We start from the raw sequence: 22,656 nt of genomic DNA on the forward strand, positions 1-22,656 counted from the left end.
AAGGGTGTCGTTGATCGTCTTGAGCCCATCCATGTCGCCGAAGAGGATAAACATGTTTGCTTGCAAGCGGCGCGCCAGCTTGATCATGCGCTCGGAAAGGATCTTGAAGCCTCGTCTGTTATACAAGCCGGTGAGGTCGTCTGTCAGGCTTATCTGCTCGAGCTCCTTGCGCAGCTGTGTGGATTCGGTGATATCGCGCAAAACTGACAGGGTCATTGTTTCATTATCCCAATCGGTTGATACGGAACGGGCGTCAAGGAAAATGGTATTGCCATACGGATCCTTGATTTCGATTTCTTTCTGGGTCGAGATGTCTTCCTCAATAGGGAGGCGGGCACCGATGAGCCCTTTCTGCTCCTTTGAAAAAAGCGCGTGGGCGGCAGGATTGGCATATCGGATCATTTTGTCTTTGTCATAGACAAGAATGGCGTCCTGGCTGGTTTCGAGCAGCTGGCGATAGTTGCGCTGCAGGGTGATTATGTTGTCGAGCGCTTCCTTGAGCTTGTTGTTGGAAATGAACAGCTCTTGGTTTTTCTGGATGGCGCTCTCATATGTCGAAAGCAGAAAATCGATCATCTGGATGCGCGTGGAATTGATGAAGTATTTTTTCCCCGAAAAAAACACTTCGATACCAATCTCCGAGCCCCGCTGCTTGCGGATTTCGGCGTTGGCGAGTATGTAGCGTATGCGCGAAATGAGTGCCTGTTCGTTATATGGCTTTGTGGTGAAGTTATCTGCTCCTGCTTCGAGCGCGCGGATAACGTCAGTCGGATCTGACAGCGTGGTGACCAGCATGATCGGCGTTTCTTTGTAGCGCGGATTTTCGCGGATTTTTCGGCAGAGCTCGTAGCCATTCATTTTGGGCATCATGACATCGCTGATAATGAGGTCAGGAGCATTGTTTTCGAGAAAGGTGAGCGCATCTGCGCCATTTGCGGCGACATCGACATCGAAGCCTTCAGCCTCGAGCACATACCTGAGGCGCATCGCTTGAGTGATACTGTCTTCTACCAACAAGATTCGTATACTGCTCATCTTGTCTGCTCCTTTTCCTTACGTGCTGCATTATATATTTCCAGAAGTATTTTTGCTATCGATTCAGGCGGCAAATAGCAGCATGCAGCCCCCAGTTTTTCCGCTTCACCCGGCATACCGTACACAACCGAGCTTTCTCTATCCTGGGCTATCGTAAGAGCGCCAGCCTTCTTGAGTTCGAGTAGCCCTCTGGAACCATCCCGGCCCATGCCGGTGAGGAGAATTCCGATTGCACGTGATCCATAGACTTCTGCAACTGAATGAAACAGCACTTCCGCAGCGGGGACGATAAGCTCATTGGCATCTGGCATCTGGAATTGCAGGGTATCAGGATATGCTACTTTCAGGTGGATATCGTTTGGCGCAATATAGACAGTATTTGGCCTCATCCGTTCACTTTCTTCCGAGAGCTTGCAGTGCAGGGGGCAGGTTTTGTCCAGCCATTCGGCGAAATTCTTTGCAAGACCGGAGGCAATGTGCTGGACAATCACAATCGGCAAGGGAAAATCCGCAGGGAGCCTGGCGAGAATTGCCTGGATTGCAGGGGGCCCGCCGGTCGAGGCTCCAATCGCAACAATACCGGGAGAGTTTTGTTGTGCCCATGTCTGCAATTGGTCGCGGGACAGAGGTTTCTGCTCTACAACCTGCGATTTGTGGACAGAGTCTTTCTGATGCCCTTCAAGCTCAGCGGTTGAAAGGCGCGGTCTTACTTTGATGCCTGAGATTCTTTTTATCAGATCGATAAGTTCCCTGGCTTTCTGATAGAAATCCGGCGATCCGAGCCCGGGCGGCTTACCGACTGCAGCAATTGCTCCTGCCTGCATTGCGCGGAATGCTTTTTCTGCTGAGTAGTACTGCATTGCATTCGAAATGATGACGATCGGCACAGGATGACGCTCAAGAATGTGCTTTGTTGTTTCATAGCCGTCGATGCCCGGCATTTCGATATCCATGGTAATGATGTCAGGTCGTGGGGCTTTCCTGTCGTCGATGATCCTGATCGCTTCTGCTCCGTCTTTTGCTTCAGCAACAACGTCGATATCTCCGCTCAAATAAAATATGTACTTCAGAAGCTGGCGCGATACGATCGAATCATCGACGATCAGGACTTTTATCATCCAGTTCTCCGCGCTGATATTCTATACAATTATATAAATCGGCGCACCGTCTCGAGCAGATTGCTCTGCGCAAAATTGCTCTTGGTAATGTAAGCGTTTGCGCCGACCGCAATGCCTTTTTCTTTGTGCTCTTTCGATTCGAGCGCTGTCACAAGGATAACCGGGATATTGGCAAGCGTCGCATCGTTGCGGATGCGTTCGGTCAATCCGAAGCCATCGAGGCGCGGCATTTCGATATCGCTCACAACGAGGTCGAATGGCTCGGATTTAAGGAGCGTGTACCCCTCAATACCATCGGTCGCTGCTTGTACCTGAAAGCCTGCGGCTGAAAGAATCGAAGTAATAAGCGTTCGCGAGGTGATTGAATCTTCAACGACAAGGATGCGCTTTGGCGCATTTGTTTTTTCTGTACTGGCTGAAGCAACACTTGCTTTTTCCGGCTGAACACGCCCTGGTGGGCCAAAAAGTGACGAAAAGGCCAATTCAAGAATTTCCTTCATGTTGAGAATCGGAATGACCTCATCGTTTGCGCCTGTGGTCGCCCCGTATATCCCCCGCACTTTTTGAAGAAGGCTTCCCAAAGGTTTTATCAGGACATCCTGCTCACCCATTATCTCGTCGACGATGAATGCGCAAGCCTTCTCCCGGGATCTGCAAACAACTGCTATCACATGATCAGGAGTTTCGGTCTCCATGGGGCGCGATATGCCAAGGATGTCCCCCAAATGCACAATACCTATGGTTTCATCCTGATATTCGATTACATTGGCGCTTCCAGCGGCTGTGATGGCGTCTTGGGAAATGCGCAGTCCCTGCTCGAGCGCGGAAGAAGGTATGACAAAGGTCTGCTCGCTGACCCGGACGAAATTCCCTTTGAATGAGGCCTTGGTATAAGGAATGACCAGATGGAATGATGTTCCCCTTCCAGGCTCTGATTTGATGCGCACGGAACCCTCGAGCTCGTCCATGGCATTTTTTACAATAGCAAGGCCAAGCCCGCGGCCAGAAAGGTCGGTGATAATCTGGCTTGTGGAAAAGCCTGACTCGAACAGAAGGCCATACAGCTCCCCGGCAGTCTTTTTTTGAGCCTCAGACTCCGAAAACATGCGCCTGGCGACAGCGGTGCTCCGTATGCTTTCCGGATCGATGCCTTGCCCGTCGTCCGAAATGATGATTTCTATGTGGCGGGCATCGAGATGGGAAACGCTGATCGAAATATGTCCCCGCCGCGGCTTTCCATGCGCTTCGCGCTCACCAGGAGGCTCGATTCCATGATCGATCGCATTGCGAAGAATATGCATGAGGGGATCTTTGAGCTTCTCGAGAATGCGTTTTTCGAGCTCTATGGTCTGGCCGGAAATATCGAGGCTGACCTCTTTTCCCAGGCTTTTTGCAATATCGTATGCTGCGAGAGGGAAGGAATCGAACAAGACTGAACAGGGCAGCATGAGCACCGATTGCGCTTCCTCGATGAGGGTATCGATTATTGTTGAAATATGGACTGATTCTGATGCAAGCCGGTTCGAAATCGCACTCAGCGCGTGGATCGAGTCCTTGCGAGCCTGATTGCCTGAAGAGGCTTCGCTCAGCAAAGAAAGCACGCTTTTGAGTTGTGCTTGTATCTGTGCATGCAGCTGTTTGATGGCGATGAGGTTCTCGGATTCTCTCAGGAGCGTGTCAAGGCGTTCTGCCTGAACGCGGATCGTAGAAGGAATGGCTGGTCTGGTTTCGGGTTTGTAGGTAGAGGCTGATGGCGGTACTGGCGATGGTGGTGCAACCGATGCCTGCGTCGGGGAGGGCGGTGCCAGCGAGGTGCTGAGGATTGCGTTTCCTTTTTTGGCCTGTTGGTCGAGCCTTTCGCAGATTGCGCCAATTTCAGTGGCAGGGACAGCAGAATTCGAAAGTTCGAGCTCAATCAGATGCAATGCTTCATGCAGCGTGTCGATCAGCTGGGATTCAGGACGTATCTCATCGCGCTTTAGAGCCTGGAATACGCTTTCCATCGAATGGCAAATGTACTCAATATCTTTCAAATCTACCGCGCGGGCAGCTCCTTTGAGGCTATGCGCCGCGCGGTACGTGGTTTCGATGAGTTCCTGATCCGGTTCTCCATGTGTCTGCTCGAGCGCCAGAAGCGCAGAAGCAATAGTCTGGATATGCTCCTTCGATTCAATGGCAAAGGCTTCGCGGAGCTGTTTCAGGAACTCTTCTTGATTCAACATGCCGTTTCTCCGGGCAAACTGCTGTTTATGTGCTACAGTTTGTATACCTCGATAAATGACTTGAGCTTGTTGCCCGAATCACTGATGGATGCAGCGACCTGCTCAAGGTTCCGGGCTGCATCTGCATTTTGTGCGCTTGCTGTCTTTACATTGTTCATCGCTGAATTGATTTGATCAATGCCTGTAAATTGCTGCTCGACGGCATAGGCAATCTGCTGAACGAGCTGAACACTCTTCGAAAGGGAATCAGCAATAGCGCGCATTGCTGCATCGACCTGGTTCATTTTTTCTGCGCCTTGCTGCATTTCTTTGTTGCCCTGTTCGACTGCCATTAGGGCGCCGGATGTTGCTTTCTGGATGTCTGCGAGAATTTTGCGTACCTGGCGAGTAGACTGTTTTGACTGATCGGCAAGCGATTTGACCTCCTGGGCAACAACGGCAAAACCTTTACCCTGTTCGCCGGCCTTCGCCGCTTCGATGGCTGCATTGACAGCCAGCAGGTTGGACTGTTCGGCAATTTCGTCGACAGCAGCGGTGATCTCTGCGATCATCTGGCTCTGCTCGCTCAAATTCAATAGGCTCTGGGATATGTTGTCCATCTGGTTTTTGATTTTCTGGACATTTTCGCCCATTTGCAGAATGGCAGTCATGCTTTCTTTGCTGAGAGCATAGCTTTGGTCCGAGGAGGCGGTGACAGTACCAGCAAGGTCTTTTGTCGTTTGTGCAACCTGACGGATTTCTTCGGTAGTGGTAGCTGTTTCCATAACCGAGGCTGCTGTTTCGCTTGCAGAAGAACCAAGCTGGGCGCTGGTTGCGGACATTTCGTTTGCGGAAGCGGCCAGGTGCAATACCATTTTATTCATTTCCGAAATCTGCTCCCTGAAGCGGTCGAGGAAGGATTCGAAAGCCTTTATCAGCATGCCGATTTCGTCTTTGCGCTTGTCATCGATACCATGCTTCTGCAAATTTCCATTGGCCACCTCTTCGAGATTTGCAACAAGCTGCTTTATCGGCCGGACAATGTTTTCCCCGATTACGAAGGCAAACAGGACAGCAAAAGCTATGCCTAAAATATTTAGAATGATTGTGATAGTAGTAGCTGATTTTTGCATCGCGAGAGCATTTTGGTAGGCATCAGCCGCCCGTTTTTTTGTGGATTCGGCAATGTTTGCAACTTTTTCCGCTACAAGCGCGAATGCTTCTTTGCCTTTAGTATTAAAGGATTGGACGAGCTCTTTCTGCTTTTTGGCGTTTTTTAGTCCGACTTCCTCATTATAGATGATGAGCCATCGAGCAAACGAAGCATTGAGATCAGCCAGGGGCTTGAGAGTTTCCGTTTCTGTGTTGATTGTCTGGAGTTTTGTGATGTTTGTCTGTATTGTCTGTATATCATTTTGCACTGACTGATAGAGTTTTTCGATTTCAGACGCAGTACTGGCAGCGACAAAATCGCTTACATTTTGTGAAAGCTGGACTCTCGCGATATTGATTTCGTCAACCAGTGTCAACGTGGCAAAATGCGTATTGATGATATCATCTAGATGGCGATTTATTGCAGCCTGCTCCGTAAAAGAATACCATGCGAGGCTTATCATTACTATAATGACAAGACCGAAGCCAAGAATCAGTTTTGCACGCATTTTCATGTTCTTGAGCATATCTGTTCCTCCATTGTGCTGTTCATTCAGGATTCAGGCTTTTTTGCAGCTGCAACATGAATGCGTCGGCATCGAGAACGGTAATGCCTCCACGCCCGCATCCTTTTGCAAGGCTTGCGATTACCTGGCTCTGCGCTGCAATCGTTGGCTGCAATTCATTTTTCGAAAACTCGCGGATACGAACAATCCGTTCGCACGGGAAGGCAACGGCTACTTCATTTTTTTGAAGAATAATGAGCGACTTGAGAACTTCTTTTGCCTCTTTAGGCCGCGACAAGCCAAGATAGTGAGCAAGATCGATGACGGGTACCACTTCACCGCGCACATTGATAAGCCCGAGAAAGGATTTGGGCAAGAACGGCAGCGGCGTGATTGGCATGCTGTTCCGCATTATTTCCCGGATACTGTGCATCTCGAATGCAAAGCTCATGCCGGAAAGCGCAAATTCAATACATCGAATGTCGGTTTTCTTTGTCGTGTGGCGTTGGCCTTTGGCGAGTTCTTTTGCACGGGCCAGCAGGATATCCTCGGCAGTACGCGTTGTATGTGCAGAATGTTCCGGGCTTTCTGGCACAGGGCTTGCACTAGGATAAGAATTATTTGCTGCAAGCAGAGAATTCTTGCTTACATTCTGCATCAAAAAGCCACCTCATCTCGCCATAAGCGATGAAATCATATCACGCATTGCCTTTGCTGGTATTCCATTGGAGCCGGGCACAACAGCTGTCTCTTCTATTTTCGACAGAAAATGCAGGGCATTTGAGTAGTGTTTTTTCATTTCGCTTTCATTTCCGCGCTCTTTTGCAATCGAAGCAAGCGCAATATAAGCAACGACATTATCAGGCTCGAGAAAAAGCGATTTTTTCAGGTCTGATTCGGCGGAAGAAAGATCCCGGGTATGAATATAGGCCAGGCCGCGGAGATAATACAGTTCCGGATCGGTAGTTTCTTTCTGGATAAGTTCCGACAAGAGCTCGATTGCGCGGGCGGCCTCGCCGGAATCAGCCAGATGGCGGGCGTTGGCAATCACTTCTTCTCGCTCTTCCTTGGCGCGAAGAGGCGCTTCGTGCATGGTAACAGGGAATGTAGTTTTTAGGGTGGGCTGGGGAGGGGATAGACTCTCTGCAGGCGCAGTTTTTTGAGGGGTCAGGCTCTCTGCAACCGTTTTGATGCTATTGGGATTTTCTAAACGCTGTGCGGGGAGCTGCTTAGTGTGCTGCTCAGATTGCGCGGAATTCTCTTTTTTGATAAAAATGGTACCATTCCGGATTTGCTGGGCAACAAATGGAGAGTCATTGAGAAACCATGGCTCGCTGGGACCCACAATGAGGGCTCCATTCGGCTCGAGATACTCCGCAAAGCGCGAAATGAGTGCCTTTGCGGCGTCCTGATGCAGGTAAATAAGAACATTCCGGCATACAATGAGATCGAATGTGCGGGCGGACAATTCAGACACATCCCATTGTGGCGCGCTCAGGTTCAATTCAGCAAAAGTAACCATTTGCTGAATGCGGGTATCGATATGATAGCGCTTTAACCGCGGCAAACCAGGAACCAGCTCGAGCGCATCATTGCATTCATAGAAAAAGCGCTCTTTTGTTTCTCGGGGCAGATCTCTGAACGACCACTCTCCATAGCATCCATGGCGTGCAATGTCCAGCGACTCATGGTTGATATCGGTCGCGACCACCTTCAGTTCCCAGCCCTGCTGCCCCTTGAAATAATCGAAAAGCGTCATTGCGAGGGAATAGGCTTCTTCACCGGTGCTGCAGCCGGCTGACCAGCAGGTAATATTGAGCGTTCCTTTTGCGCGTTTTCGAATTTCGAGTCCGGGGAGGAAAGAGTCGCGCAGCCATGCAAAATGCTCGGGGTGTCTGAAAAAGTATGTTTCGTATACGGTAATATGCGGCACAATTATGCGAACAACGTCTTCGCGCATTGGGATTTCACAGAGAAGCCGGATTATTTCCGGAAGCGGCTTTTTTTCTGCTTCCTGAAGCCCATGGGCAGCTTTTTTGAGCGAGTAATAGTGTACAGCGCCGGGCTTGAGTCCGAAATTTGCCTCGAGCGACCTTTGTATTTGATTGCGGTTTTGTTCAAGCAATGTTTTCAATGCATGCTCGTCGAATGCTGCATGCAAAGTCCTTTGTTCTTTGTTCATTTTTTCTGTGCGTGTTCACGTTCAGCGAGTTCAGTGTCGAAAAAGTGCTCCGGGTCATATAAAAGCGCAAGCCCATCCTGGTATTTGATAATGCCAGTGAGCACCTGGATTCCTGGCAATATCGCATCAGTCTCTTCCCAGCCGCTCGGCTCCACATCGATGACATCCATCACATCTTCGACATGGAGGGCAATGCGATGGGATCCCACGCGCGCAACGAGAAGCTTGTGCGCAGGATCGCGCTCCAGCGGGCGCTGCTCGCATTTCATGCCCATGTCGATAACGGGGATGATCGAGCCGCGCAGATTGATGACGCCTTCAATGCTTTCCGCTTCATGCGGCACGGGTGTAATTTCGCAATAAGGGTAGACATATTCTACCGAAGCGGCAGGCAGGCAATACAGTCGCTGACCAACTCGGAAAATACACACATTGAGCGCCGCATTTGCGGGCAAATCCTGCTTTGAAATATTCGGCGTGATCGTGCCGGAATCTGGCATAGGAAGCCCCCTAACCTTACTCGACGAGAATCTTCAGCTCTGGGAAAGCGGCTTCGAATGCTTCCTTCGCGCGCCGCACGATGCCTTCCTTGACGACACCATTGATAGCCGAGCAGGCCGGGCACTGCCACCGGGGCGTGCCAATTGCGAGCCTGACGAGCAGTGTTTTTTCTTTTTCGCTGTATGTTACTTTTTCGACGAGGCCGAGATCGACTATCGGCGCATCGGATTGCGGCTCGCGCACCTTCGCAAATGTCTCATCGATTTTCTTGCGCATTTCAGGGTCCATGAATGCCTCCATCGCGGCGCTGAGGAATGCAGTATCCATTAGCCGCTCTATATCTATAGTCTGGAATAAATGGAGCTATTTTTCAAGGAAAACCTGTGCATTCTTTAAAAAATAGCTCAGGTTGTTTTGAATAACGCCATTTTTGGGCGAAAGATGCAAAAAAAGCGTCTTGTTGTCGGCAAAACAGCAGAAGTGCACGAGGGTTTGCGGCTCCGGAAAGCCGAGCGCGGTTTTTTCAAGCTTGTCGAGAATACGGCTCTCTCTCCACAGAAGGACAAATTTCCGCCCGCCCAGCTCAATGTCCTTGCGCGACATAGCCTCGAGGCCGTCGATTTTCGCCTTGCGCAAGTGCGAAGCAAGAATGATATGCCCTTCGCCTGGCAGACGCTTATCGGTATAGATATTGAGGTAATAATGATCGCCGCCGCGAATCAGGAATGATACTGGCATATACAGCAGCGAATGCCGCGGAACAAATGTAAAGGTGCCCTTTGCCTCGTTCCACAAGCCTTTCAGCTGGTAGCGGAAATTGTAGCCAATAGCTCCGCCGATGTTCACATAATTGGTTTCGGTGGGTGCAAGGACTTCTTCGGACTGTACGGATAAGCGTTTGCCAAGCCAGCGATTTTTCTTGACACCAAGGAAGTAATTGACGGTAGCTCCAACGCCGAGTATCAGAATGCCGGTAAACAGGAATGGATTCATGCTGATAGGCTCCCTTTCTTGAGGAATATATCGATGAGGGGCTGAATGCCGAGCTCCGTTAGCTGGTCCCTTGTCCGGATGCCATTCGATTCAAAATCGAAACTGAAAAGAGGGATCGATGCGAGGGACTCATGAATGTGCCATTGCCCGTTTACCATACCCCGTTTGTTCAGGCAAATGGTCGATATTGGTATTTCGAGGCGATCGAGTTCGTCTTTTATGCGCAGAGCTTCGGACACCGAAAGATCGTCCGGATTGACAATGACATTGAGAAAGCTCTCTTTTTGGAAAAGGTGCTCGAGGGCGTCAAGCCGCTGCCGGATCGAACTCAATTTTCCGTACACTTTGTCATCGTCTTTGTCGAGGCAGCTTTCCTTGACGGGCGAGCCCGGGTTGAGCCGGACTATAGTGTTTCGCTTGGAAAGAATGGTCTCACGCAACTTCGCAAGCTCCTTGACCCAGAGGCCCGAAATTGTAGGAAGCGAAAGGAAGCGCAAGGAGAGAGCGGTTGGGGGTGTATCCAGAACCACCACGTCGTACAGGGGCGCCAGGTTGCAATGGATATCCTCGATAGCCCAGAGCATCGCGTATTCTTCGGTGCCGGGCGAATATTTCAGAATTTTGAAGAAGGAATCAAGGTTGAGGGTAACATTGTAGGAATAGGTCGACTTGAGCTGGGAGCGGCTTTCTTCGAGATAGGTATTCACCCAGGCGTCGAGGTCTATCTCCAGTGCATCGAGGTTGGGTTCAACATGCTGAGGCTCGCTTTTCAGCTTGAGTCCAAGGGCATCGCCGAGGTTATGGGCAGGGTCGAGCGATGCGGCAAGCACTTTGTAGCCAGCGCGTGCGAGCGCAAGCGCAAAGGAGGCTGAGAGCGTTGTCTTGCCGACGCCGCCTTTGCCGAGAAAAAATGCTGTCTTATGGGAGATATGTGGGCTCATGATGGCTCCTAGTCTATTTCGAGCATGCCCATGAGGGCGCCGATAGGATCGGTCGAAAGGTCGCTTCTGGCGAGCAGAACAACAATTTCCCGCTCGAGATAGGGCAATAATTCGATTGCGATTGGCGCAGGCGGCGAAGGAATGCCGGCAAAACCTCCAAGCAGCAACAGTGCGAAAATGTTCTCAAGCTCTTTGAGCTCGAAATCGAGCATGCCGGTGGCTTTCTCCCGCTGCACCTGGATAAATGTTTTTGCTCCTCTGCGAACGAGATGCAAAAGTTTCATCTTTTCAGTCATGCTTTTATTTTATCATGAATTTTGCATATTAGAAAGCGCCGCGTAGACAGCTGGCAATAAAAAGGGCCGCCCAGCATACTGAGCGGCCCGAACCTGTCATTTTTACTGCTCTATGATAGCAGCATTGAACATTGTCAGCTGGCCTGCTTGGTGTTCCAGTTCCTGAAGAATGCCACAATCATGATGAAATTCAGCACCAGCATGAAAATGTTGATCGCGCCGACAACCACGCCCGTGGTGTAATTCTTTGCCTGAGCGGCGGCATTGGCCACTGTTGCAAAGAACGATGGAACGATCACTATTTCATACCAGATAATACCGGCAGTAACGGTGACCCACAAGAAAATCGCCGGGATAAGTACGACGAGGGTATATGCTGGATTGAGTTTCTTCTTGACCCATACCGCGACCGTCAGCATGACAATGGAGGCGATAAGCTGGTTCGCACCGGAGAATGCCGGCCAGAGCACGGTGTAGTTGCCTGTCCACGCAAGCCCGACACCGAAGAATGCGATGATGAGAGAAGCGACCCATTTGTTGTTGAATGTATTGTATACGCCGGGGCTCTTCTCTTTGATCGGCAAGACCATTTCCTGTACCAGATAGCGGCCGAGGCGGTTTGTCGTATCAAGCGTGGTGAGTGCGAAGCTCGACACCCAGACAGCCGCAAAGAGCTTCATGAAGCTCGGGGTAAGGAAGGGGAGCGCGGTGCTTACCATGGTGCCGTATGACAGGACAAAGCGGTTCAGCGCGGCGGTCTTGAGAACATTGCCTTCGCCCATTGCGGCAATGCCGAATGCGGCAATCGAGATCACGACGATGGTCGACAGGAAGCCTTCGGTGAGCATTGCGCCGTATCCGACGAAGAGCGCATCTTTTTCATCGCGCAGCTGCTTGGAGCTTGTGCCCGATGCGACAAGCGCGTGGAAGCCGGAGAGTGCGCCGCATGCAATGACCAGCGGGACTGCAGGCCAGAAGGGCGTTGGCTTTCCGCCGATGACTACTGCACTAAAGCTTGTGGTGGCAGGGAGCGAATCGAAGCCTTTCACCGCAATGATTGCTGCCAGGCCACCGACCAGAAGGCCAAAATACAGCAGGAACGAGTTCAAATAGTCGCGTGGCTGCAACAGGAAGTTGACCGGCAGCGCCGATGCAATGACAATGTAGACAAAAATCACGATGAACCACGTATCCTTGCTCGCATTGATCGGAAGGATTTCACCAAGCCAGAACGCAAGGATGATCAGGACGATACCGATGATCGACCCGCCGCCAATCCCGAGCTTCGTGTGGTACATGAAGTAGCCGGTGATGATTGCCGCGACGCAGAAGAAGAAGAAAGCCGAGAACACGCGGCCGTCCGCCGCGAACTGTCCCGCGACGATATCGCCGAACGCCGCAACGACCAGAATGCAGAGGAAGAGGATGAACCAGCTGAACGCCTTGCCAGCCTTCTTCCCGATCAGGTCCTGCGCGACAAACTGCATCGAGCGGCCATCATAACGCACCGATGCGGTCAGCGACAGATAGTCGTGGATCGAGCCGATAAAGATGTTGCCAAGCCAGATCCACAATAGTCCTGGCAGCCAGCCCCAGGCAACTGCCATTGCCGGGCCCGTGATAGGACCAGCGCCAGCAATCGACGCGAAGTGGTGACCGAACAAGACATATTTCGATGTCGGCACATAGTCGACACCATCCGACAGCCTCTTGGATGGCGCCTGCGGCGCCTCCTGGCTCTTGAGCACCTTGTCGCGGATTGTTCTTCCATAGAGGAAATAGAATCCGAAGTAAATGACAAGGGCAAGTAAAGCAATGAGCGTTGACATGCAGCCCTCCTGCAAAAAGAATGGATAGCATATTTTAGCTATAGAATTAGAATACCGTCAAATGTTTTTTTCATAATTCTTGCTGTTTTATTAGAGTTTATGAGTTGTGATTGAGTTCATTTGAGAATCAACCGAAAATATATACAGGGTAACGCATGAAAAATGTACACGGACCTGTTGATCTAGGTGGTGGCTATTTTCGGATTGGATCGTCGCAGCTGGTGGGATCGCTCCAATCGAATATTTATTTATTGATTGATGGCGATGAAGCAGTGCTGTTCGGGCCGGGATCTGCGATTGATCTGGCGGAACTGGTGCGAAATATCGAATCGGTCGCGCCGAAGGATCCTATACGCACTGTGATTGTGCACGAGCAGGATCCCAGTTCATCGTCGGCGCTGTCCTTGCTCGAGAAAGAGGGCTTGCGGTTCGATGTGGTTACGCATTGGCGTACATGGAATAGTTTGCGTTTTTATGGGCTATCTTCAGAACCATATATAATAGATGAACATTCTTGGGTGCTGCGCCTCGCCTCGGGCCGGACTCTCCAATTCCTGCCGACTCCCTACCTCTACCAACCGGGAGCATTTGCTACCTACGATCGGGCGACAAGAACACTTCTTTCCGGAGCGCTTTTCTCTTCGTATTCATCAGAATTTTCGCTGTATGGAGAAGGAGCTGATTATCTCGAACAATTGAAAAACTTTCACCGCGCAACCATGCCGTCGAAAGATTTTCTTGCTCCGGTCGTGCATTCTCTGGCTTCGTGGGATATCGGGCGCATTTTGCCAGCATATGGGCCGATTTGGCGCAAAAATATCCGAGGTATTTTGAATCAGCTCGCCGATCTTGAGTGTGGCGAGCTTGCACGATCAAAAGAAACCCAGGCTCTTCAACAGCAGATTGTGAAGGAAAACGGCTCTCAGGAAGAAGTAGCACATCTGAAAGCCGAGCTTGAGAAATTGCGCAAAGTGAATGAAGAGTTGAATCATAGCATATCGGTTTCAAGAGATAGAGCGCTCCGCGATCCGGTGACGGGGCTCTATTCGGAATTTTTCTATAAATCATTTATCGAAGAAGAAGTGGCGGTCCGGATTTCCGACATGGGGCCGCAGGACAATGTCCTCGGGGTTTTCGGAATTGATGAGAATATTGCCCAGATCGAATACAAGTACGGCTCTCGGGAAGTAGAAGCGCTTTTGCACGGTGTTGCAGCCATAATTACCGAAAATCTTCCGCAGACATCAATGGCGTTTCGCCTGCATGGTGCGACAATAGCAGTATGGATGCCTGCCGTGCTGTTTGATGATGCAGTGGCGCTTTTCGATAAAATACGGTATCAAGTCGAAAATTCGAAGGCATTTGTGGAACCGGTGACAGTCTCGGCAGGTGTCGCGACGCTTTCTGAAGCAGCAAACCTTCAGCCAGACCTCGAAAGGCTCGGGGCCGACCTTACGGATTTGGGCATTCGCCGCCTCAGGCTTGCGCGGCGCCGAGGCGGCAACATGGTATACTTTGCATCTGCAGAAGAGAATGAATCCGAATCGAAAGCCCGCATCCTGATTGTCGACGATGATGAGGTGAATGTCGATGTGCTGCGAACCTTCCTCTCAAATGAAGGATTTTCGGTGCTTTCTGCTTCAGACGGTCAGGAAGCACTCAGTATTTTAGGAAAAGAAATTGTCGATGTTGTCATTACCGAGCTCATGGTCCCCAAGATCGATGCCTATCTCCTGAAGGAGTCGATGCTCTCGAAATCAGCTACGAAAGATATTCCTGTCATCCTCATTTCTCATCTCAAGACTGAATCGACCATACGGCGTGCGTACCGGCTGGGAATCGTTTTTTATCTGCAAAAGCCGATTATACTGGAAGAGCTGCTCGGAATTGTGCTGAATCTGACAGAAGCAGGGAGCAGGGCATGACCATTCCTTCCGAATATCTTCTTGGGGCAGCAGTTCTTTTTTTGTGGCTTACTGTATTTGTAGTGCTGCGCACGCTGCTGAACAAAGCAAGATTGGCTATCAAGCAAGAAACGCTCAAATCGCAGCTTCGTCAACTGCCTCAGATCTTTGCGCCAGTATACGAACAAAGCAAGCACATGATGCGTATGCTCCTCGATCATATCCTCTATCTCACTCAGAATGTGAATATTTCTGCTCAGCAGAAACAGCGTCTTTTCAACGCAGAAACAGTGAGCTATTTCGAGCGCACTCAGATGCGGCGCCTTGCGAGTCATAATCGATTCATGAGAATGAATGCCGCACGGCTTCTCGCGAGCTTCGGAACGGATAATGCCCGAAAGGCCATTGAAAAGGCACTGCTGAGAGAAAAGCATTTCCCGACCAGGCTCTATCTGGCCAATGCACTTTCCGATATCAAGGATGCCCGATCGCTACATGCGCTGATTCAAAGCCTCAAGGGCGCTCACTATTGGTACAGAAACAAAGTAAATATGCTCATTGCTTCCTATGGGGATGCGTTGAAAGATTTCATGCGAGGTTATTACTGGAGCGCTGACATAGAAATTCGCGAATTGCTTGTGGATCTTGCCGGCGTAATCCCCTGCGTGGAGCTCAAGGAGTATCTTGCTGATATTCTGCATCGGGGGTTCGGAGAAATTGGCAAAATTGAAAAGCAAACGGCAAATTTGCCCTCAAAATGCTGCTACTACTGCGTTCATGGCCAGATTGAAGCTGGCAAGGACCATCGGCAGTGTCCTTACAGAGGAAAGGTAGCGAATAATTTTCACTGTTGGAGATATCGTACCCTTGTTACAAGCCTGTCGCCTGCTGTCAGCTATCACCGGCTCATGGTGCGCGCAGCTGAAACGCTCGAACGATTCTATCCTGATGAGCTCGATTGCGAATACTATCTCGAGCATGTCGACAAGGACATCCAGTCTATTGCCGTCCGATCGCTTGGCCATTCCGCGCGCGAGCGGAATGTCCGCACATTGCTGTTCTATCTCGAGCGCGATGAAACAGCCCAGGCAGCGCGAGCAGGTTTGCGTTTGCTATTGAACAGTCATCCGCAATATATGCCTCAAATGATTGAGGCATTCCGCAACTCGGATGGAGTATTGCACAATCGGCTTGCCGAAGTGCTGTCCAGCAGAATCGAATATGTGCTGACAAAACTGCTTGGCTACGAGCACGATTTTGCTGCAGGTGTTGTGAACGAACTCATTACCATGGGAAGGGTTTCCGAGCTTATTGAATTTTTGAAGCGCAACAGGAATAAGGAACTTGAAGCGAAGCTTGTCGACATCATCCGCTCGCGATTGTCCGACAGTGAAGTGCTTGCAAGGGAATGCGGCCTTTTTCTGCCCGATCATCTGCTCCAGGAGTTGGGTATTAGCCGGATTTCTCCTCTCGCAAAAAAGCGCGAGGAAAAGCTCGACAGAAAAATGGTCAGGCGACTCTATGTCATGTTGAGCTTTGCTGTCGTATTTTTCCCTCTGCTGTACGTCCTTAAATACTATGACAGACTCGGAGCGATGCCTTTTGTCCAGCACCTCAAGTATTTTGTTCTCAATTTTAATATCAATTTTGCGTATTATGCAATGGCGGTAAACGCGATTTATCTTGGCTTGCTTTTCCTTTCAAAACTCAATATACGGCGGGCTTCGCGTCTGTGGGAACTCAAGGGTATGACCATGCTGTTCAAGCCGCGGATGCTTCCGTCGGTGTCGATAATCGCCCCTGCCTACAACGAGGAAATGACCATTATCGAGAGCGCGAATTCCCTTCTGAATCTCAAGTATCCTGATTATGAGCTTGTGGTCGTCAATGACGGCTCCAAAGACAACACATTGCGGACGCTGATCGAGCATTTCGATCTGAAAAAAACCGACTTCAGCTATCAGGAGCGGCTCAAGCATTACCCCATCCGAGGCATTTACACCAATCCAGCTATCCCACGCCTTATCGTGGTAGACAAGGAAAACGGCGGCAAGGCTGATACCTTGAACGCAGGCATCAATGTGGCCTCCAAGGAATATTTCTGCGGCATCGATGCTGATTCTCTGCTTGAGTCGGATGCGCTTTTGAAAATTGCTTCGCTGACGCTGGATTATGGGGTCGAAACGCCTGCGCTCGGCGGCAATGTCTTTCCTATCAACGGCTGCAAAGTGGACAAGGGGAAAATCGAAAAGATCGGCGTGCCGAGAAACTGGCTTGCCCGCCTGCAGATGGTGGAATATTTGCGCGCGTTCATGTGCGGGCGTCTTGGTTGGGATTATCTGAATTCGTTGCTTATTATTTCTGGCGCATTCGGGCTGTTCCGGAAGGAGCGCGTGGTTGCGGCAGGCGGCTACCTTACCAGCAGTGGTCAGTATCAGAAAGATACCGTCGGTGAGGATATGGAGCTGGTGGTGAGGATCAGCCGGCTCATGCGCGAGAAGAAGCTCAAGTACCGCATCAGTTATGCATTCAACGCGAACTGCTGGACCGAAGTGCCTGAAGAAATGTCGAGTTTAAAAAAACAGCGGAACAGGTGGCAGCGCGGCCTTATCGATATCATGAATTTTCACCGGAAACTGATTTTCAACCCATCGTATGGCGTGATGGGCCTGGTCGCCATGCCATATTATCTGATTTTCGAAATGATTGGCCCTCTTTTTGAGATACAGGGGTATCTCATGGTCGCAATTGCAGCCATATTCGGCATGCTGAGCGTACGGCTGGCATTGCTATTGTTCTTCGCTTCCATATTGATGGGGATATTTATTTCGATTTCGTCGGTGCGGATTGCGGAACATCTCAATGTGTACTTCAGTTATCGTGATACACTGAAACTGCTCAAAACCGCAATTCTGGAGAATTTTGGGCCGCGGCAGCTGTTTTCGTTCTGGCGGGTGCTGGGGTTCCTGAATGCTATGCGCAAACCGCAAGGGTGGGACAAGTTTGCCCGCAAGGGATTTGCAGGGAGCGGACAAGCCGGAGGCAAGGCAGCATGAAAGTGAAGACAAAAGAATATTTCAAGACGAGCCTCCTGTGGATCATAGGTATTCTGGTTTTTGCACTATTCACGGCGCTTATCGCAATGCCATTTGTGCTCTGGATTGCAAAGCCGTATCGCCAGCTCGACATCTGGGTTGTCGACAAGACAGTTCCATACTCTGATTTCCGCGAGCATGCAGGTCTTTTTTGGCTTTTGAATAATGAAAAAATCGCAAAACCGGCCACTCGCGTGCTGTACGACAAGCGCTCGGATTACTATGGATTCTATCCGACTGGCAAAAACGAGTGGCGTTCACTGAAACTTCCGCAGACGGGCAAGAAGCCCGACTTGATCTATATTGCCGATACCTATGGTGTTTACCGCGATGATTACATGCAGAGCAAGATGACTGCAGCGCTGCCCTCTCTGATATATGGGGGTCTTAATAGCGAAGATTATCGCGTTATTCAGGCTTCACTCGGGGGCGGGAATACAATCATTGCAGAATTCAATACCGCAGCGTCGCCGACGAATTCCAGGGACCGCGCATTGTTCGAGCGCCTTATCGGGCTTGCCTGGCGAGGCTGGATTGGCAACTACTACGAAAGCCTCGCACAGGGTGGTGGTGTGCCCGATTGGGTAGTCGCTAACTGGGAAACAGCTAAAAAAGAGAAGTGGAACTACTCTGGGCGGGGTATTGTCCTGCTCGATGAAAACGGAAATGTGGAAGTGCTCACCGAGGCTGAAGATTTGGGGCCAAAAGGCATGAAGGTACAGTTTGATGGGCTCTTGGGACAGAAGCTCGGCATCAAAAAGCCGGTTTCCTATCGCTACTGGTTTGAATGGGTTGCTGCTGATCCGCTTGTGGAGCAAGTTGCGCACTACAGCCTTGATCTGACGGCTGCAGGCAAGAAAAAGCTTGAAGCGCTTGGCTTGCCCCAGAAATTTCCAGCAGTGCTCAAGTTCGAGAACAGTCAGTATACAAGCTGGTATTTTGCAGGCGATTTTGCCGATCTGCAGTTTTCCGGCACCCCCTACCGCATGGAAGGAATCCGCGCTATCAAGCGCATACTCGCAGACGATACCGTGGACAACAACAGCTACTTTTTCTGGAAAGTGTATGCGCCGCTCATGCATTACATTCTCGCTAGCGCGGAGAAGCATCGCGCGGAAGTCCGGTCGGAAGCGGCGCTTGCTGGTCCGACTGCGCTGCGCGTGAATGTGAGGGCTGTAAAAGATGGCATCCAGCTGAGGACAAAGAATCATGAATGGGAGACGCTTTTCCTGCGCGGTGTGAATATGGGGCTGGCAGAACCGGGGAAATATTTTACAGAATTTCCATATGATACAGATACATATGTTCGCTGGTTCAATTATATTGGCGCTCTCGGCGCGAATACGATACGCGTGTACACGCTCCTGCCTCCAGAATTCTATCGGGCCTTCAGAATATATAACGAAGCGCATCCCGATGCTCCGCTTTTGCTGCTGCAGGAAATTTGGCCTGAGGAACACCCGCCCGGGAACGACTACCTTCAGCCTGCCTATCAGGAAGCATTCCTGAAAGAAATCGATTATGGCATCGATGCAATCTATGGCCGCGCGAATATCCCGGAGCGGAAGGGGCGGGCATGGGGAATTTATACAACAGATGTCTCCCCATGGCTGATTGGCTGGCTGGTCGGCAGGGAACTTGAAAGCGCTGAAGTCCTTCAAACCGACGCGAACCATAAAGGGGCGACCTACAAAGGTACCTATGTTTCAGCAGGAGCGAAGGCCTCGCCCACTGAAGTTTGGCTTGCCGAATCGCTCGATGCGGTTGCAGCGACCGAAGCCGAACGCTATGGCCAGCTGCATCCGGTCGGCATTGTAAGCTGGCCTACGCTCGATCCGATCGAGCATGACACCGAATGGGATCCAAACACTGGCAAGAAAAACCGCTGGAATGACCGCGCCAGCATTGCTGTTGAGCACTTGGACATTACTGACAAAATGACTGCGGGGCTGTTCGGTGCCTATCATATCTATCCGAATTATCCGGACTTCATTGTAAATGAGCCTGCATACAATAATTATAAAGATGAATATGGCGTATTGCGCTATGGCGGGTATCTGCAGGAATTCATAAAGACACATTCGCGCTATCCGGCGATTGTGGCGGAATTTGGCATTGCAAACGGCGCAGGGGTCGCGCACCTTTCGCCTGATGGGCTCAACCATGGCGGCATCGATGAGACCACCGCGGGCAGAGATATTTTGCGCATGCAGGCGGCGATCCAGAAAGAAGGCTATGCTGGCGCGATTATTTTTGAATTCATGGATGAGTGGGCTAAAAAGACATGGATAACCGAACCGTTCAAAATTCCGTTCGACAGGCGTATTTTCTGGCACGATGTCGTCGATCCGGAACAGAATTACGGGCTCATTGCGAATGAAAGCATTCCTCCGGAAAAGCCTGAGCAGACCATTTCCGGCAGCAATGCCCTTTCCAGCCTCGAAGTCGCGCACGATGCTTCGTATCTCTACCTTACGATACATTTGGCAAGCGGCAAAAAACCACAAGATTGCGAAGTACTACTGGGCATCGACACCTATAATCGTACGCTGGGCCAGATGAGTTGGCCGAGGAGCTTGGGACGCACTGCATCGGGTATGGAATTTTTGCTCGATATCCGTAACGAAGAGGCTCGAATTTTGGTCAACCCGTCCTACAATATCGCTTCGGCGCGGTATGCGACGAGCCTTCGACAGGATGGCGTATTCGAAAATATGAATATGCTGGTCAATGGTAAAGTAGTGACAAAGGACGGCAGGGAAATTCCGGAAAAGCGATTTGATATATCGCTCATGAGGCAGGGGCCCTTCGATGAATCCGGCAATCTGTGGAATGTTGAAGGCAATACAATCAACGTGCGCATTCCGTGGGGCAGGCTCAATGTCACGGATCCGTCTTCGCTGCGAGTGTTGAATGATACGCGGACGAATTTGGGCGACCCAGGCATCGATACGTTGAAAGCGTCCATAACAGATGGATTTGTATTCGATGGGCTTGTGCTGGACAAACATTCGGGATCAGTCATCGGCAGGCTGAATGCAAATGTCACATCGCCATACATCTGGAATGGCTGGGAAGAGACGCCCCCCTACCGCGAGCGGCCCAAGAAAAGCTATTCTATTGTCCAGGACGCTTGGAAAGTAGCATCCGAAAAAGACAAGCCAGTTCGCGCGGATTTTGTGGGCGCGCATTCGAAATAGAGCTGCGCTGGAATTCATTATAGCATCGGCAATTACTGCCGGAAAGGATTATTCATGCAGGACCAGAGACTCAAGAAATTGGCGCATCTTCTTGTCAATTATTCGACAAAAGTGCAGCCTGGCGACAAGGTATTGATCGAAAACGTGAATCCGGAACCGGATTTCGTCAGGCTCCTCATCGAAGAAGTACACGCGGCAGGCGGACTCGCGTTTGTTTCCTATAGGGATAAACGGCTCGAGCGCACGCTCTTTATGAATGCTCCGGAAGAGCAGTTTGCCCTGCAGGCTGAATTCGAACGTGCGCGCATGGACAAGATGGACGTATACATCGGCTTTACGAACATGCAGAATTCATTTGCCTGGCAGGATTTGCCCCAGGACAAAATCGAGCTCTACAATCGCCACATATGGAAAAAAGTCCACATTGAGCGGCGTATCAGCAACACGCGTTGGGTGGTTCTGCGCTACCCAAGCGCCGCAATGGCCCAGAATGCAGGCATGAGCGAAGATGCGTTCGAACAATTCTATTTCGATGTGTGCACGATGGATTATGCAAAGATGTCAAAGGCAATGGATCCGCTTGTTGCGCTTCTTGAGCGAAGCGACCGTGTGCGCGTAAAAGGCCCCGGCACAGACCTTGAATTTTCGATTAAAGGCATGCCGGCTATCAAGTGCGACGGGACAATGAATATCCCCGATGGCGAAGTCTATACTGCGCCCATCCGCGACTCCGTGAACGGCGTGCTGAGCTATAATACCCCGAGCGAGAAAGATGGCTTCAAGTTCGAAAACATTGTATTCGAGTTCAAAAACGGCAAGATTGTGCGCGCTGAAGCGAATGACAGCGAGCGCATCAACAAAATTCTCGATATCGACGAAGGCGCACGGTATCTCGGAGAATTCTCATTTGGGGTGAACCCGTACATTACAAAGCCGATGCTGGAAACGCTTTTCGACGAAAAAATCGCCGGCTCGCTGCATATCACCCCGGGCAACTCGTACGACGACTGCTTCAATGGCAATCGCTCGGCGCTGCACTGGGACATCGTCCTCATGCAGGATGCAGCCTCGGGCGGCGGGGAAGTCTGGATCGACGGCGTGCTGGTGAGAAAAGATGGTTTGTTTGTGCAGCCAGAGCTTGTGGCGCTCAACCCCGAAGCGCTGAGAACCTGATTAGTGCTCTCAACCTTGTGTAAACGAGGGCACTGAGAAGAACGCACCTCGGCAATCAAGCACACGCTGTTCAACCGAGCGCCAGCTTGGGAAGATACTCCGCCTTCTCCTTCCCCGGTGTCCGCCATTCCTTCTTCCAGCTTCTCGCCATCGTCGGGCTCAAAGGGCTTCGTGTCAGAAACGCCCGTTCTTCGAAGAAGCTTCTATATACGTTCTCGAGCGCAGTTGCATCGATGCCGCTCGCCTCGGCATGGGTAGCGGGTCTTCGGCCTTTCGGCCAGTGGATACGGTAGGGCTTTAAGTAGTTGTGCCACATAAGGTAGGCCCAGAGGCGCAGCATGCCGTTTGCGACATTGCGGTTGAAGCAGACACTCTCACGATGGTGGTTCGCCAGGTCCTTTCTGAGCTCGCGATCGGTGTAGTTCGAAGAAAAGAGTGGATTGTGGATCGTCCGTAACCGCAAATTTCTCCCCGTCCGCCAGGGCTTAAGAAAGTGAGTATCCTTGCTCCCTGAAAGGAGCGAAGGATGT

The 22,656-nt window shown here is 50.8% G+C and carries 17 protein-coding genes; 4 read left to right on the top strand and 13 right to left on the bottom strand.

Translation table 11 applies throughout. The annotated features are described in order from the left end of the window. From GAP13_RS10300 to GAP13_RS10355, 12 genes are all read right to left on the bottom strand, one after another. Positions 1-1,035: response regulator (locus GAP13_RS10300; protein ID WP_158908233.1), on the bottom strand; the 1,035-nt coding region annotated here is incomplete at its 3' end. After that, positions 1,032-2,153 (bottom strand): chemotaxis-specific protein-glutamate methyltransferase CheB, encoded by a 1,122-nt coding sequence (cheB, locus tag GAP13_RS10305; RefSeq protein ID WP_158908234.1) that lies wholly within the window; start codon positions 2,151-2,153, stop codon positions 1,032-1,034. The genes GAP13_RS10300 and cheB, both read right to left, overlap by 4 nt. A 29-nt stretch (positions 2,154-2,182) precedes the next feature. Continuing rightward, the gene (locus GAP13_RS10310) at positions 2,183-4,375 is read right to left on the bottom strand and encodes a hybrid sensor histidine kinase/response regulator (protein WP_158908235.1); all 2,193 of its coding nucleotides are present in this window, start codon (positions 4,373-4,375) and stop codon (positions 2,183-2,185) included. Between the two features lie 32 nt (positions 4,376-4,407). Continuing rightward, positions 4,408-6,033 (bottom strand): methyl-accepting chemotaxis protein, encoded by a 1,626-nt coding sequence (locus GAP13_RS10315; protein WP_158908236.1) that lies wholly within the window; start codon positions 6,031-6,033, stop codon positions 4,408-4,410. A gap of 22 nt (positions 6,034-6,055) precedes the next feature. Beyond that, positions 6,056-6,670 carry a chemotaxis protein CheW gene (locus GAP13_RS10320; protein WP_158908237.1) on the bottom strand — a complete coding sequence of 205 codons (615 nt, stop codon included), beginning with the start codon at positions 6,668-6,670 and terminating at the stop codon, positions 6,056-6,058. A 12-nt stretch (positions 6,671-6,682) separates the two neighbouring features. Beyond that, positions 6,683-8,194, bottom strand: coding sequence for a CheR family methyltransferase (locus tag GAP13_RS10325; RefSeq protein ID WP_158908238.1), 1,512 nt, complete (start codon positions 8,192-8,194; stop codon positions 6,683-6,685). Beyond that, a complete protein-coding gene (locus GAP13_RS10330) occupies positions 8,191-8,694 on the bottom strand; it encodes a chemotaxis protein CheW (protein ID WP_158908239.1) in 504 nt (167 codons plus the stop codon). The genes GAP13_RS10325 and GAP13_RS10330 overlap by 4 nt, the downstream gene beginning before the upstream one ends. 16 nt (positions 8,695-8,710) lie before the next feature. Then, entirely contained in the window at positions 8,711-9,022 is a 312-nt protein-coding gene (locus GAP13_RS10335) for a hypothetical protein (RefSeq protein WP_222126200.1), read from the bottom strand. A 36-nt stretch (positions 9,023-9,058) separates the two neighbouring features. Continuing rightward, positions 9,059-9,688 (bottom strand): hypothetical protein, encoded by a 630-nt coding sequence (locus GAP13_RS10340; RefSeq protein WP_158908241.1) that lies wholly within the window; start codon positions 9,686-9,688, stop codon positions 9,059-9,061. Beyond that, positions 9,685-10,629, bottom strand: coding sequence for an ArsA family ATPase (locus tag GAP13_RS10345; protein WP_158908242.1), 945 nt, complete (start codon positions 10,627-10,629; stop codon positions 9,685-9,687). The genes GAP13_RS10340 and GAP13_RS10345 overlap by 4 nt, the downstream gene beginning before the upstream one ends. An 8-nt stretch (positions 10,630-10,637) precedes the next feature. Further along, the gene (locus GAP13_RS10350; RefSeq protein ID WP_222126201.1) at positions 10,638-10,925 is read right to left on the bottom strand and encodes a DUF7990 family protein; all 288 of its coding nucleotides are present in this window, start codon (positions 10,923-10,925) and stop codon (positions 10,638-10,640) included. 134 nt (positions 10,926-11,059) lie between these two features. Continuing rightward, complete coding sequence (locus tag GAP13_RS10355; protein ID WP_158908243.1) at positions 11,060-12,754, bottom strand: carbon starvation CstA family protein; 1,695 nt, start codon at positions 12,752-12,754, stop codon at positions 11,060-11,062. A gap of 155 nt (positions 12,755-12,909) precedes the next feature. On the opposite strand from GAP13_RS10355, the gene GAP13_RS10360 reads away from it, so the two are divergent. Genes GAP13_RS10360 through GAP13_RS10375 form a run of 4 tightly spaced genes read left to right on the top strand, consistent with a single transcriptional unit; the run spans position 12,910 to position 22,126 of the window. Then, the gene (locus GAP13_RS10360; protein WP_158908244.1) at positions 12,910-14,679 is read left to right on the top strand and encodes an oxygen-binding di-iron domain-containing protein; all 1,770 of its coding nucleotides are present in this window, start codon (positions 12,910-12,912) and stop codon (positions 14,677-14,679) included. Continuing rightward, positions 14,676-17,714 carry a glycosyltransferase gene (locus GAP13_RS10365; protein ID WP_158908245.1) on the top strand — a complete coding sequence of 1,013 codons (3,039 nt, stop codon included), beginning with the start codon at positions 14,676-14,678 and terminating at the stop codon, positions 17,712-17,714. Before GAP13_RS10360 ends, GAP13_RS10365 begins: the two co-directional genes overlap by 4 nt. Next, a complete protein-coding gene (locus GAP13_RS10370; protein WP_158908246.1) occupies positions 17,711-20,953 on the top strand; it encodes a hypothetical protein in 3,243 nt (1,080 codons plus the stop codon). Before GAP13_RS10365 ends, GAP13_RS10370 begins: the two co-directional genes overlap by 4 nt. A 54-nt stretch (positions 20,954-21,007) precedes the next feature. Beyond that, positions 21,008-22,126 (top strand): aminopeptidase, encoded by a 1,119-nt coding sequence (locus GAP13_RS10375; RefSeq protein WP_158908247.1) that lies wholly within the window; start codon positions 21,008-21,010, stop codon positions 22,124-22,126. 70 nt (positions 22,127-22,196) lie between these two features. On the opposite strand, the gene GAP13_RS10380 is transcribed toward GAP13_RS10375, so the two are convergent. Next, on the bottom strand, positions 22,197-22,656 hold a 460-nt coding region (locus GAP13_RS10380), incomplete at its 5' end, for a hypothetical protein (protein WP_222126202.1).

Origin of the sequence: Rectinema subterraneum (assembly GCA_009768935.1) — a bacterium.
Lineage (GTDB): Bacteria > Spirochaetota > Spirochaetia > Treponematales > Rectinemataceae > Rectinema > Rectinema subterraneum.